This window comes from Porphyromonas miyakawae, from assembly GCF_045865415.1.
GTDB classification, from domain to species: domain Bacteria; phylum Bacteroidota; class Bacteroidia; order Bacteroidales; family Porphyromonadaceae; genus Porphyromonas; species Porphyromonas miyakawae.
The window spans coordinates 625,933-638,966 of sequence record NZ_BAAFSF010000001.1; the positions used below are offsets into that span (position 1 = coordinate 625,933).

Here is a 13,034-nt window from a genome sequence, read left to right on the forward strand (position 1 = left end):
CAAAATGTCCCTTGAAAGACTTTTTCTACTCCTTTTCTCCCCTGTTTTATGCTCTCTTGGGTGAAAAGAGGGGGTGTGATCAATAATTGAGCTTTTTAGTTGTGTGTAAAGCTTTTACCGATAGAGTATTCTTCTCTAATAGAATGGCATGAAAGAGCTTTTTAGCGAGATGTATTTTTCGTGTATAATCTAAAAAAGAAACTTTACGAAAGTCCACTATTCCCGGTCCGTTGCTCTGTGGTGATAGGTAATAATAGGTGACCTCTTCAAAAAGCTTTGCCAAGTGTCGTGGAGGAGTGGCTGTTACGCTCATCTTCTTCTTGTCCGGACAGAACACCTCTATCCCGGTTGTGCGCAGCCGTCTTACAGTTGGCTCTATTATCTCATCATACACATCCAGAAGTGGTTTCATGGAAAAGTCCTGATATGCCGATTCTCCAATTTTTTGGATAGGGCGTAGCTGGACAGTTGTAATCGGATAGTCGCGGATTAGATCCGGAAGGGCACTGAGCTCTATAATATTATCCTTATTCATTGTGTAATTCAACCGTACCGCAGGGGGATTATTCAGTTTCTTTAGGCTTTCTAATAGACTGATAAAACGCTCCCATTTAGCTCCGACCATCAATGATTCATAGGTCTCTTTTCGCACACCGTGCAGGGATAAAATCAGCTCATTGAGTCCGGCAGTGACGGCTTCCTGAAGGATGTCGGAAGTTAATAGATTCCCATTTGTTACAACAGAGATGAAGGGTACTTTATACTGTCTCCCTAATTGAATCAATCGAATCACCATATCCGGAGCAAGAGATGGTTCAGCACCACATCCTATTTGTAATCGTAGCGCATGAGGAAAGAGGTTGGCAGCAAACTGATCACAGTCCTCCGCGGTAAGTCTCCCCTGTAAGGTAGCTCTGTACGCATGGTCGCTGAAGTAGCACATCTGGCATCGTAGGTTACAAGCTAAGATGGGATCTATAAAGACTCCTATATAGCGTTGCCCCATCAAATGTGCTCCCCAAACTGAGAGTAACTTAAGTCTATCGCCTCCTTTGTGGCTAACCTTGCGTGCTGTCTTCTGTAGCAGAGAATTCCATTTCATCGTAAAATATTGAGATGGTGAAAACTTCTACACCTACACAAAGGTAAGTATTCCCTGAATGCAGGCAATCTTACTTTTTTGTAGGGTGCTTATCATTTACGTCACAATTAGTGATTATATTTGCTGCTAAAGGGTTAAATCTTTTTCGAAGAAAAAATATAGTAATATATATAGCACAATAACTGAAATGAAAAAATCTTTCTTGATGCTGTTGTCACTAACAGCACTTTTCGCAGTTGGATGTAGTAATGAGAGTAAGACTGTCCGTGAATCGGATAATATAGTTCGCTTCTTTAGCAACATCCCCTCCGGTGTAATTGCTTCTCCGCGTGCCACAGATGATGGTAAATGGGAGGCCAATGATAATATCGGAGTTTTTATGACACCTGCCGGTCAGGCTATCGCTTCTGCACTACCTAAAGTGAACGCATGTTATACAGCGCAGACGGCCGGAAGTAACACGAGTAATTTTACGGCTACCGGTGATAATGTACTTACCTATCCCGATAATGGTAATGTAGACTTCTACGCTTATTGGCCCTACAAGAGTGATCTGTCCGGGCTTACACTTGACTTGGATGTGAAGGCTAATCCGGTAGACTACCTTTACACCAAAGAGGCTACTAAAAATGTGGCTAAGACAGCCGCTAATGTGGTTTTGAACTTCAATTATGTACTGCCTATTGTACGCTTTGAGTTTACAGATGAAGCTGATCAAGTTATTCCTGCTTCTGAAATAACCAATCTTACAGTAAAAGCACTTCAATACAAGGGTAGTATGGATTTGAATAATGGAGCAATTACCGTAGCTGAAGAGAAAAGTGATCTTTCGGTAACCGGTAACAAATTGCTTCTAATGCCACAGACTACAGATGTAGTGGTTACATTATCTTACAATGGTAAGAACTACACTTGGAATGCAAAACAAAACTTCGTATTTGCTCCTGCTACAGCATACACCTTCAAGGCTAAGCTTTTTGCTAATCAAGCTGTTACCATTGATGCTATATCCGGAGTAATCAATGGGCGTACGGCAGAAGAAGGTAATGCAACCCCCGATGAACTTCGCCCGGATGGAACGGTTACTCCTCCTGCAGAAGATGCCCAGTTTGCTATTCCCACCATTGAGGCCGGTGCAACAAAAGATTTTACCAATGGAGCCATCAATGAAACTATACCGGTAAGCACAGATAGCAAAGAGTGGTCTGTTTCTTCTTCCGAAAGTTGGCTTACAGCAAGCAAGGTCGCTAATGCAATTTCGCTTGTTGCTGAGGCAAATTCATCCAACACGGAACGAACTGCAATAGTAACAGTCACTTACTCATTAGAGAAGATGCGTGCAGAAGGTACGTTCTCCTTTACAGTAAAGCAGGCAGCCAAAGAAGAGTCCGGTAGCGAATTAACTGAGTTGATTATTTCTGCCTACATTGAAGGAAAGGGGTTTAATAAAGCTATTCAGGTCTATAATCCCACGGCTAATCCAATTGATCTTAGCATGTATAAAATAGCCATGGAGAACTATGGCAAAACCAATAAATTGGTAGAGGAAAAAAAACTCACATTGAAGGGTTCTTTAGCTGCTAGAGACTATCTTGTGATTCGTCATTCTAGCGCCAAAGGGTCATATCCGGGTAAGGAAATAATTGATAATAATGTATGTAACTTTAATGGAAACGATCCGGTAGCGCTCCTTAAAGGCGAAGAAGTGATAGACGCAATAGGTCCTTTTAGGGCCGGCTCTACGACTAATTTCGCAGCTGATGTGACACTCCACAGAAATGCGGAAATCAACAAGCCGAGTGCAACCTACAACGAAGAGCAGTGGACGAAATTACCGAAAGACGATTTTTCTCCTTTCGGTAAGCGCTAAGACAGTGGCAGAACTATAATAATAGTGCCGAGTTGACTTAGAGAGGGTGGATCATAAGGTCCACCCTTTCTTTTGCAAGTAACTAACGTTTCCATAGCATAAAAAATAGATCTATATCTCTCAATCGAAATATATAGATCTATCCAATAAAAGATCTGTACTTATGGAACAAAACACCTATACCTTTTTTCTTTGAGGAAAAGGTTGTTTTTTTTCTATTGTATAGTGTGTAAAAGTTGCAAGGCTTTATCCTCAGCAAGGTGCATCGCTTTTTCTTCTTCCGGAGTGATGTCATTCAATCCGCATAAGTGCAGCATGCCATGTATCAGCACACGATGAAGTTCCTCCTGATAGCTCACCTTCAAATTACGAGCATTCTCCTTCACCCGATCAGTACTGATGATGATATCGCCATAAATCACCTTTTCGGAAACGCCGAAAGGTCTATTTTCAAAAGTAAGGATATCTGTGTAAAAATCGTGCCCTAAGTATCGTTGGTTTTCCTTAAGCATAGTAGTATCGTCTACAAAACGATAATTCACTTCTCCAAGCTCATACCCACGTTCCTGGAGAACTGCCTCTATCCAGCGCTCTACAAGTCGCTTTTTTATGCGAGGCATCCCCGTATTTTCTACTGAATAACTAATCATGATATTCCTTTTCTAAAAACTATTTCAAGCAAAAAACAAATAGGTAAACCCAACAGCAGCTACTAATCCGGCCAGATCTGCCAACAGCGAGAAGCCAACAGTATAGCGAAAGTGGGTTATTTCTACACTTCCAAAATAGACAGAAACTACATAGAGCGTTGTATCGGTAGAGCCTTGAACACAAGACGTTAATCTGCCGATAAAGCTGTCTGCACCATGAGTTTGCATGGCATCAATCATCATTGCACGCGCTCCACTGCCACTGATAGGCTTCATTATCATAGTCGGAAGAGCCTCTACCCAATCCATATTTACCCCCGTGAAGGATAAGAATTTATGTAACCCCTCCATAAGTAAATCCATTGCTCCGGAAGCACGAAAAACAGCCACTCCTACCAACAAAGCTACTAAATAGGGGATTATCCGCACAGCAGTAGCGAAACCGCTTTTGGCTCCTTCGATAAAAGAGCTGTAAACGTTGACTTTGTGACGAAGACCATCTACAATAAAGGCACACACAAGGAGCATAAGAATAATAGAGGCTATTGCCGTAGCGGCTTGTGAAAATTGCGCAGCGGGGATGAAATGCCAAGCAATGAATGTAAGAGCCAGTAGTGATAGTACCACAGAAAAGAGGGCTATTAATCTCGGTTGCCACAAACGTATTCGCTGCTTCAAAGCGACAGCCAGTATAGCTACCAGCGTAGAGACACTGGTAGCGAGTAGAATAGGAACCGCCACGTCAGCCGGATTTGCACTGCCAGCCTGCATCCGAAAAGCCATAATTGAAGTAGGTATCAATGTAAGTCCACTGGCATTAATCGCAAGGAACATAATCATTGCATCACTGGCATGTTCTTTGTTTGGATTAAGCTTTTGGAGCTGCTTCATGGTTTCTAATCCCATGGGTGTAGCAGCATTGTCCATCCCCAAGAGATTAGCAGAAAAATTCATCAAAATAACACTCATAGCCGGATGATTGGGGGGTAGCGAGGGAAAGAGAGGACTTACATAAGGCGCTACCTTTCGCGCTACACGATCCAGCAACCCACTATTCTGTCCTATTCGCATCAGCCCTAACCAAAAGGCCAATATACCGGTCAATGCAATAGCTATCTCAAAAGCATTCTTAGAGGAGGAAAAGAGTGCCGCTGACATAGCCTCAAATGGAGCTGTACTACCCGTTGTGCATAGGGTGAACAGTCCAAAAGCAACGGCTACTAAAAAGAAGCCTGCAAAAAGCCAATTCAAAAACATCAGTGCAAAGATAAACAACCCCTTTTAATGAAAAAGATTCCCAACAGCAAAAAAGGAAAAATATCTCTCGTGCCCTAGCTCATACGCTCTACTGAAATAAAAAAGAAGCCTCGGAAGGAAATAGCTTCTCCGAGGCTTACATGTTCTATTCACTCCTTGTAGCACTTAGGAATGTCTGGGGCGGGATATGCGTTTATGTGGGCGTTTCATTTGCTCGATTCTCACTAAGGGAGACACGTATGAAGGCCATCGCACCTCCGTTTCTGCCGGACGCATATAGGCAATAGGTTCACCCTTACGAACTGCCTTTCCCTGTGGCACACAAATCTCTGCAATCTTTCCGGTTATGAGACTAAGTACCTCGGTCATTTGCCCATAACTATTCTCAATACTACAAAATGGTTGTCCGGTGGCAAACTCAGCACCAACACGTGGAGCCATACTGCCCTCCACAAGATCTATCTCCCATAGGACAATACCACTCACAGGCGCCTCAACAGCCACAGTGCCGGCTCGCATAGCTTTCTTGATCTCCTCGTCATCAAATCCCTGCTTAGCAAACTTCTCTGCCTTTGCTTTAGCTAAATCTTCCTCAAAACGCTCTTTAGCTACACCACTCATTAAGTCGCGATACTGACGGTCATGCATAGCAAGTTCGAAGAGCTCCTCATCATCTTCGCCATAGCTCCAACCATTTGTATCCATTTCTTTTCTATACTCATCTAATGCATCAGGATAGAACTGCTGAGGATCGGCATCACTAAACTCAAAGCCCTTAGACTTTGCCAAATCAACAATCTCCTTATCCAGCTTGCCGGGCAATTGACCGGCCTTACCTAAGATCATGTTCCATACATTCTGATCAATAGCTTGCCAGCGTCCCTCACCGCGTACCATGTTATACACGTTCATAAGAGAAACATTCTTCACATACTGACTGAATGGAGTTACAAGTGGGGGATACCCGACACGTGGCCACACATAAGCAACTTCATCAAATAACTTTACCAAAAGATCATCAATGGAGAGCTCCGGTTGACCATTATTTCTCAGATACATATTGATACCGGCATGTACACCTCTTAGGTCACTCATCATTGATCCCATCATACCACCGGGCAACCCACAACCGACAAGCAGAGAAGAGGTTTCTTTATTTGTAGGTGACATGAAATAACCGAGGAAATCATCAATAAACTCTTGAGTTTTACTACGGGCACGCATATATGCATTCATATTGATGCTCGGTACATCAAAGCCCGCGTCAGCCAACATTTCTCGTATGGTAATCACATCCGGATGCACCTTCCCCCACGAGATAGGCTCCATCGCTACATCTAAGATATCAGCGCCATTCTCACAAACCTCCAGCATGGAAGCAACAGAAAAGCCCGGACCACTATGTCCGTGATACTCAATGATCACTTCGGGATGCTTATCCTTTATAGTCTTTACTAATTTGCCCAAGAAGTGAGGACGTCCAATACCGGCCATATCCTTTAAACAGATCTCAGGAGCACCTGCTTCTATCAGCTGATCAGCAAGGTTGCTATAATACTTAATGGTGTGTACCGGAGAATAAGTAATGCAGAGGGTAGCTTGGGGAATCATACCTGCTTCCTTTGCATAGCGAATAGAGGGAATTATATTACGTGGGTCATTAAGACCATCGAAAATACGTGTAATGTCCACTCCTTGCGCTTTCTTTACTTTATACATCAGTTTGCGCACATCAGCAGGTACAGGATACATACGCAAACCATTTAATCCACGGTCCAGCATATGCGTAAGTATGCCGGCTTCATTGAACGCTTTTGTGAAGGCGCGAACTGCTTTATTAGGGTTGTTGCCTGCCAATAGCTGCACTTGCTCAAATGCGCCTCCATTCGTCTCTACCCGGCTAAAGCATCCCATCTCTACAATGATCGGAGCAATCTCAGCCAACTGCTCTGCACGAGGCTGAAACTTACCTGAGGACTGCCACATGTCGCGATACACAAGGCTAAACTGAATCTTTCTCTTTCTTGCCATATCTTATTATGAGACTCTATACTTATTTCTATTATCGCAAAGGTACAAAAATAGTGCCTATTGCATATGCAATATTATATAGGTAACAGCGCATTCACTAACCATTTGTACAAATAAAGGTCATAATATTTATATAGCGTAGCGAATGCGTACAAAAGTAAAGCTAATAAAAAGGGCCCCCTTATAGGCCCTATTTGTAGTAATTGTTTCTCTAAAGCAAAGCTGCCTTGCAATAGCAATCTACGATCTATAAGGTGATTTAAGCTCAATGACCTCTAAATTGTGCATCTCATTACCTTCAATATCTAACCGAATTAATGTACGTACTGTTTGCCAACCTGAGAGACCTGCAGCACCAGGGTTTACATGCAATAAATCATATTGTTTATCATATTGTACTTTAAGAATATGACTATGTCCACATACAAAAAGGTTTGGCTTAAATCGCTCTATTAGCATACGGGCAGATTTACTGTAATGCCCTACAGAGCCTCCAATATGCATCATCAATAACTTGACATGCTCTATTTCACAAGTGAGATACTCAGGATAAAGACCTCTTATATCCTGTCCGTCAATATTTCCATAAACTGCCCTCAATGGGGCAATTGAAGCAAGATGCTCTGCGACTACTACACTCCCTATGTCTCCTGCATGGAGTATCAAGTCACACTCTCTGAAATAGTGTGCGAAACTTTCATCATAATAGCCATGCGTATCAGAGAGAATGCCAATTCGTGTCATATTGATTAAAATGAAAAAACTTCGGAGAGACGTCACCAATGCGGTATACAGACGCTCTCCGAAGCTTCAGTATTTTCTACGGGATATTATCTTCAATTAATAGAAACGACCACGATTATCTACTACCTTCATATTATCCATTACAGAGCGGAAGGCACGCCATCCTAAGCCCTGTCCAATAGAACGACGTTGCTGCTCAATGTTGCTATTAACTACTGTAACACTATTTTCTGCAATAGGTTGCACCACAATCACCTCTGTAGTAGAGGGGAAAGGCTTGGAGATAGTACCCAAAGGAAGTGTCATTGCATAAGCACTTAAGCGAGGAGCTGAATTGAGTTCCGAGATGTTTGATACACTGCTAAGAGTGTCTATTTGAGTTTGCATTGCTTGAGCATACTCTCCCATAGTCTTGTAGCTCTTTTCGGCCAACTGAGTAGCGAGCTGCTCACCGCGTTTTTCAGCTATAAGCTTGTCTGTAATAGACTGCTTTACCTCCTCAATAGGAAGATGGCCGGCAGGAATAGTCTTTCCGATTCTAGCAATTACCAAATGACTGGTACCACAACGGAATACATGCTCGCTTACTTCTCCCTCTTTGCCACGCAATGCCCAACTAACTACTTCACGAGACTGTCCAATGCTTCCCAATTGTGCTTCACTGGCACTCGTCTTAACGCCTTCTGAAACTTCAAAACCTGCCTTTTTTGCAGCCTCTTTCATGCTATCAAAAGATTTGTTCTCTGCAAGTATATCGCTCATAAGACGATACTTTTCGTTGTAAGTTTCATCAGAATAAGTAGCGGGTATACTACAGAAAGCAATCTTAAACTTAGGCACATTTTCACCAAATGAAGCTACTTGCAGAATCAACTTATTCGCTCCTTGATTAAATACAAAAGCTTTGTTGGGAGCTACCTGCATGAGGGTATCCAAGCCGGAGCGTGACAGCATGGGTTCTGTGAGGTTGCGGCTCAGCATACCATTGTTGTCCTGAAAGGTAAAGAAGCCTTCTTGTGCTTTCGTTGTCGGATCAATGGAGTAGCGATTTACCATTTCGGCAAAAGAGGTACTTCCCGCATTGATGGCCGTTGCAATGCTATCTGCTAACTTGAAGTTGATTGAATCAAGTACAATCACACGAGCTGTCAGGTCTTTTGGTGCTTGCTTCTTATCTACTATTTTAACTAAGTTATAGCGACCATTCTCAGCAAAAGGCCTATTTACATCACCTATCCCGGCAACTTGAATATAAGAGTTAACCAACACACTAATATTCATTGAACTAATTTCATCACCCGTAAGGTACATGTCGGGAGCAAAACCGTTGTCGTAGTTACGTACAACTGTTTCCGGATGAGCCGTATTGAGAAGCGCTTCACGGGCTTTCTCCATTTCTGCTTTAGAAGCAGCATTATCTGCTTCACTAGGCAGTACTTCTGCTGCTATGTAGTCCACTAAGGTATAGGGGAATGGCAAACGATAGTTCTCGATATGCTGTGCATAATAATCTGCAACCTCCTTGTCAGATACTTCAATCGTAGGATCTTTTAGCAAGGTAGAAGGAGTACGAACCACTGCCACTGTACGAGTGGGAGCACCACTCATGAATTTTTCATCCACCTTATTTACTGCATAGGTACGCGCGATTAAAGAGGTGTATTTCTGTAAAAGGCGCTCCGATGAGATTGACTTATACAAAGCATCTAATTGAGCTTTTGCCTCATAGGCAGCTGCTTGTTGCTCTTGTGGAAGTGCCTTTATTTGGCTTTCATCCAGCTGACGGAGGAAGTCCTTGATCTGTTCCGGATCTGTCCCTAAGTTTTGAGCTGCAATGGGATGCTGTTGTACTCCATCACCCATTACCAATGCAAAAAGTTCTTTTGGTGTTACTACCAATCCTGTCTGCTGAGTGATCTTTTTGAGGGCTTCATTTTGTATGAATTCCTGTGCCAGCTGATTATTGATTTGCATGCGCTGTGCATCATCCAACTGTCGCCCCTGTTGCTCATACATTCTTGTGATCTCTGACAGACGCTGTGAATAGTCTTCAATTTTAACTTTTTCGCCATTAATGGTAAGAGCATTCTGCTTTCGTTGCTGTGCTACAGTGGAGCCGGAGCGCAACCCGTCACCAATGATAAAAGCTAACAATGCCACACCGATTACTATTATAAGTAAACCGGCTCGGTTACGTATCTTCTGAAGTGTAGCCATATCCTTATCTATTTCTTATTGTCTACAGTGTGCAAAGGTAAGAAAATTATAACGAATATGATAGGTGCCGATAACTTCTCCCTCAAAGGATCGATTGAAAAATGAAAAATATTGGTATCTTTGAAAGGCTCAGACCTATCATTGATTATGAAACGAACTCCTGTTGTCCCCATATCGGATGCCCTTAATAGCTGGCTCTCACGTCGCCCATATATACGGGAAGGGCTTATGGAACAACGCCTTATGGAGGTATTCAATGAGTGTGTTGCGCCTATTAAGCAGTATATAAACTCAGCAGTATGTCGTAAACGAATTATTTACGTACGCTTCTCTTCTTCTGCTGTACGACACGAAATGACCAACCGTAAGCAGGAGTTTATCCGGCTTATTAATACACAGTTGGAAACAGACTTTCTGATTGATATCAATATGTCGTAATCTAAGTGGATTTATTACCTTTGTCATTGTAAAAAAAGGAAGAAACCTCATCATGAACCCTTTGTTTTATTACCTTGAGCAGCTTTTGGTTGTACACGACTGCGTAGTTATTCCCTCTTTGGGTGCAGTACTCAAAGAACCTATTGCCGCACGATATGATGTGAAGCAGGGACTGATCTATCCGGCCGGTGAGCAGTATCACTTTAATAATGCCCTTATGGAGAGAGATGGCCTACTTGAGCGTTGCTATGCGGAGGCCTATGCAGTCAGCTTGCGGCGTGCGCAAATAATATTAACAAAGGACGTTGAAGAGGCTAAGCAGCTTCTTTTGGAGCATAAAGAACTCACTTTGGGCAGTATAGGCTTACTTAAACTCCAAAGTAATGGAAGTATAGACTTTATCCCTTCTGATAGAGAAAAAATTTTAGGATGCGGAAGCGCTTATGGGTTGCTTCCCATGCCCTTCAGAATGGCTTCCTCTCGGGCTGAGGTTATCGCTATGGAATCGCTTCGCAAGCAGCAGCCCAAGAGCTCTCGACGCTTCCGCATTGACGCAAATACTTTTGCACGTGCTGCTGCTCTCTTTGTAGTGCTTTTTGCGCTTCTCCCATTCCTTTCACCTTCTTCCTCGTCACGCTATAGTGCAGGGTTTGTAAGTGTTTCTCCGGAGCAGAATAAAGAAGTTGAGGCTGCCCCGAAAGTGATTGAAGAGACTAAACCCGCTGAAGAACCGTCAACTAACCTTGTCCCCATACAAGAGGAGGTTCAAAAGTATTTTATTATAATTGCCTCCTTTACAACCGATGCACGCTGTGAGCAGTTTATTGCTTCACAGAAAGATCATAGCTTTGCAGCTACAATTGGTACTATGCGCAAAGGAAAGCACATACTTGTCTATACTAATGGCTATGCAACTCAAGACGAGGCTCTGAAAGCTCGCGAAGAGCTAATAGAAGCTTATCCTAAAGAGCATGCATCTGCATGGATCTTCAATGCATCTGCGCTGCAAAAATAAGTTTCACCCCTTGCCTCTCCTCAATGTCCGGCTTGGGAATACATCACACCTCAAATAAGAAAGAGCCCCTACCACAAGAGGCCTATTATATTAAGCAGTGTCTTCAGGAGGAGGCGTTGCGTCTTGGTTTCGTAGCTATGGGAATAGCTCGTGCCGAGGAGGTAGATGAGGCTGCGCGCCTTCATCATTTATCCAAGCGGGCTCGCTATGGAGTCGGAGATATGACTTACTTAGAGCGCAATGATCATATACGCTTCGATCCTCGACTTCTACTTCCGGGTGCACAGAGTATAATCATGCTGGCCTTTAATTACTACCCTGCTGAAAAACAATCCGATGAGGTACCTCAAATAGCTTGTTATGCCTATGGAACGGACTACCACAAGGTAGTCAAAGATAAACTCTATATATTAGTAAACTTCCTAAAGGAGAGAATCTCTACTCCTTTTAAGGCAAGAGTATTCGTGGACTCTGCTCCTTTCATGGAGCGCTATTGGGCAATGAAAGCCGGCATAGGACGTATCGCTCGCAATGGCTTAGTGCTTATTCCCGATCATGGAAGCTTTTGCTTTTTATCGGAGATACTCCTCACTCTTCCATTGCCCTACGACTCTCCTCTTAGTGGCTCTCCGTGTGGCAATTGCCATCGCTGTATGGAAGCTTGTCCCATGGGAGCAATTACCGAATCTGATGGAATTATCCCCACTAAGTGTATCAGCTACCAAACTATTGAGAGTAAAAGCAAACTTCCATCCAACTTCCCAACAACCGGTAACCGCTTTATTTTCGGTTGTGATCAATGTCAATTGGTTTGCCCCTACAACCGTAAACTCACTCCACATCAGGAGCCACAACTATCTTTACGCTCCTCACTCCTAAACTTAAGCAAACAGGATTGGCTTAATCTACCGGAAGAGGTATTTGAAAGCCTTGCCTACGAGTCGCCATTGAAGCGAGCCGGCATAGAACGTATAAGATATTGCGTCCGGCATCTCAGTGATGAGGAAAAGAGAAAATAGTGGCGTTTTTCTCTTTGGTAAACACTTTTCGTGAGGAAAGAACGCACTAAACAGCCAAAAAGAGAAGCCTCCACAACGATACATCGTTGCGGAGGCTTCTGTAAACACAGTTTCCTCTAAAACTTATTTCTGGATAATAGCCTCAGAAGGACAAGCAGCAGCGCATGCGCCACAATCTATACATGAATCTGCGTCAATTACATAGATATCGCCTTCACTAATAGCGCCTACCGGGCACTCATCTTTGCAGGTGCCACAAGCTATACATTTGTCTGTAATAAAATGAGCCATATTCCTTTTTCTTTCTATTATTAGTTAATACCTTTTTCGCTCTTGTTTAACACGGCAAGAAGACCTTTATCCTCTCCTTGCACTGCAAAGATAATAACAAATTTCATATTATACCTACTATTAGGTATATCAAAGTAGAAAAATCCTCTTTTTGTACCATTTTCTCGTTACTCTTTACCTCTTTTTCTACCTCAATCCTCTTTCTCTCATTAGGAAAGGTATTGGAAAAGTAATGTGACTATTGGGGTGAAGATATTATTTTTGAGTGATGAACTAAAATAGGAAAACGAAGTGGAAACCTAATAGTTATGCTCATAATCCGTTAGAACCATGCGAGGAAAGATACTATGCAATGATTTCATAGATACAGATCTTTTTCTCAAAAGGTACTGATATTTCA

Annotated in this window: 11 protein-coding genes; 4 read left to right on the forward strand and 7 right to left on the reverse strand. The window is 42.8% G+C overall.

All coding sequences use genetic code 11. The features are described from left to right. Nucleotides 1-79: 79 nt before the first annotated feature. The gene (locus ACLWMH_RS02545; protein ID WP_411915185.1) at nt 80-1,102 is read right to left on the reverse strand and encodes a radical SAM protein; all 1,023 of its coding nucleotides are present in this window, start codon (nt 1,100-1,102) and stop codon (nt 80-82) included. A gap of 187 nt (nt 1,103-1,289) precedes the next feature. On the opposite strand from ACLWMH_RS02545, the gene ACLWMH_RS02550 reads away from it, so the two are divergent. After that, nucleotides 1,290-2,972, forward strand: coding sequence for a fimbrillin family protein (locus ACLWMH_RS02550; RefSeq protein ID WP_411915186.1), 1,683 nt, complete (start codon nt 1,290-1,292; stop codon nt 2,970-2,972). Nucleotides 2,973-3,187: 215 nt separating this feature from the next. On the opposite strand, the gene ybeY is transcribed toward ACLWMH_RS02550, so the two are convergent. From ybeY to ACLWMH_RS02575, 5 genes are all read right to left on the reverse strand, one after another. Then, nucleotides 3,188-3,622, reverse strand: coding sequence for an rRNA maturation RNase YbeY (ybeY, locus tag ACLWMH_RS02555; RefSeq protein WP_411915187.1), 435 nt, complete (start codon nt 3,620-3,622; stop codon nt 3,188-3,190). Nucleotides 3,623-3,646: 24 nt separating this feature from the next. Continuing rightward, nucleotides 3,647-4,879, reverse strand: coding sequence for a nucleoside recognition domain-containing protein (locus tag ACLWMH_RS02560; protein WP_411915188.1), 1,233 nt, complete (start codon nt 4,877-4,879; stop codon nt 3,647-3,649). A 165-nt stretch (nt 4,880-5,044) separates the two neighbouring features. Next, nucleotides 5,045-6,910 carry an oxaloacetate decarboxylase gene (locus tag ACLWMH_RS02565; RefSeq protein WP_411915189.1) on the reverse strand — a complete coding sequence of 622 codons (1,866 nt, stop codon included), beginning with the start codon at nt 6,908-6,910 and terminating at the stop codon, nt 5,045-5,047. Nucleotides 6,911-7,150: 240 nt separating this feature from the next. Continuing rightward, a complete protein-coding gene (locus tag ACLWMH_RS02570) occupies nt 7,151-7,654 on the reverse strand; it encodes a metallophosphoesterase family protein (RefSeq protein ID WP_411915190.1) in 504 nt (167 codons plus the stop codon). Between the two features lie 96 nt (nt 7,655-7,750). Then, the gene (locus tag ACLWMH_RS02575) at nt 7,751-9,871 is read right to left on the reverse strand and encodes a peptidylprolyl isomerase (RefSeq protein WP_411915191.1); all 2,121 of its coding nucleotides are present in this window, start codon (nt 9,869-9,871) and stop codon (nt 7,751-7,753) included. A gap of 147 nt (nt 9,872-10,018) precedes the next feature. Here ACLWMH_RS02575 and ACLWMH_RS02580 point away from each other — a divergent pair, with 147 nt between their 5' ends. Genes ACLWMH_RS02580 through queG form a run of 3 tightly spaced genes read left to right on the forward strand, consistent with a single transcriptional unit; the run spans nt 10,019 to nt 12,343 of the window. Then, nucleotides 10,019-10,309, forward strand: a complete 291-nt coding sequence (locus tag ACLWMH_RS02580; RefSeq protein ID WP_411915192.1) for a DciA family protein — start codon at nt 10,019-10,021, stop codon at nt 10,307-10,309. Between the two features lie 52 nt (nt 10,310-10,361). Then, nucleotides 10,362-11,324, forward strand: coding sequence for an HU domain-containing protein (locus ACLWMH_RS02585; RefSeq protein ID WP_411915193.1), 963 nt, complete (start codon nt 10,362-10,364; stop codon nt 11,322-11,324). 23 nt (nt 11,325-11,347) lie between these two features. After that, nucleotides 11,348-12,343 carry a tRNA epoxyqueuosine(34) reductase QueG gene (gene queG, locus ACLWMH_RS02590; RefSeq protein ID WP_411915194.1) on the forward strand — a complete coding sequence of 332 codons (996 nt, stop codon included), beginning with the start codon at nt 11,348-11,350 and terminating at the stop codon, nt 12,341-12,343. Between the two features lie 123 nt (nt 12,344-12,466). On the opposite strand, the gene ACLWMH_RS02595 is transcribed toward queG, so the two are convergent. After that, nucleotides 12,467-12,634, reverse strand: a complete 168-nt coding sequence (locus ACLWMH_RS02595; protein ID WP_411915195.1) for a 4Fe-4S binding protein — start codon at nt 12,632-12,634, stop codon at nt 12,467-12,469. Nucleotides 12,635-13,034 lie beyond the last annotated feature (400 nt).

What these genes read in the sequence shown, in the direction of transcription:
- ACLWMH_RS02545 (WP_411915185.1), bottom strand. Translation starts at nt 1,102, where the DNA reads ATGAAATGGAATTCTCTGCTACAGAAGACAGCACGCAAGGTTAGCCAC.
- ACLWMH_RS02550 (WP_411915186.1), top strand. Translation starts at nt 1,290, where the DNA reads ATGAAAAAATCTTTCTTGATGCTGTTGTCACTAACAGCACTTTTCGCA.
- ybeY (WP_411915187.1), bottom strand. Translation starts at nt 3,622, where the DNA reads ATGATTAGTTATTCAGTAGAAAATACGGGGATGCCTCGCATAAAAAAG.
- ACLWMH_RS02560 (WP_411915188.1), bottom strand. Translation starts at nt 4,879, where the DNA reads ATGTTTTTGAATTGGCTTTTTGCAGGCTTCTTTTTAGTAGCCGTTGCT.
- ACLWMH_RS02565 (WP_411915189.1), bottom strand. Translation starts at nt 6,910, where the DNA reads ATGGCAAGAAAGAGAAAGATTCAGTTTAGCCTTGTGTATCGCGACATG.
- ACLWMH_RS02570 (WP_411915190.1), bottom strand. Translation starts at nt 7,654, where the DNA reads ATGACACGAATTGGCATTCTCTCTGATACGCATGGCTATTATGATGAA.
- ACLWMH_RS02575 (WP_411915191.1), bottom strand. Translation starts at nt 9,871, where the DNA reads ATGGCTACACTTCAGAAGATACGTAACCGAGCCGGTTTACTTATAATA.
- ACLWMH_RS02580 (WP_411915192.1), top strand. Translation starts at nt 10,019, where the DNA reads ATGAAACGAACTCCTGTTGTCCCCATATCGGATGCCCTTAATAGCTGG.
- ACLWMH_RS02585 (WP_411915193.1), top strand. Translation starts at nt 10,362, where the DNA reads ATGAACCCTTTGTTTTATTACCTTGAGCAGCTTTTGGTTGTACACGAC.
- queG (WP_411915194.1), top strand. Translation starts at nt 11,348, where the DNA reads ATGTCCGGCTTGGGAATACATCACACCTCAAATAAGAAAGAGCCCCTA.
- ACLWMH_RS02595 (WP_411915195.1), bottom strand. Translation starts at nt 12,634, where the DNA reads ATGGCTCATTTTATTACAGACAAATGTATAGCTTGTGGCACCTGCAAA.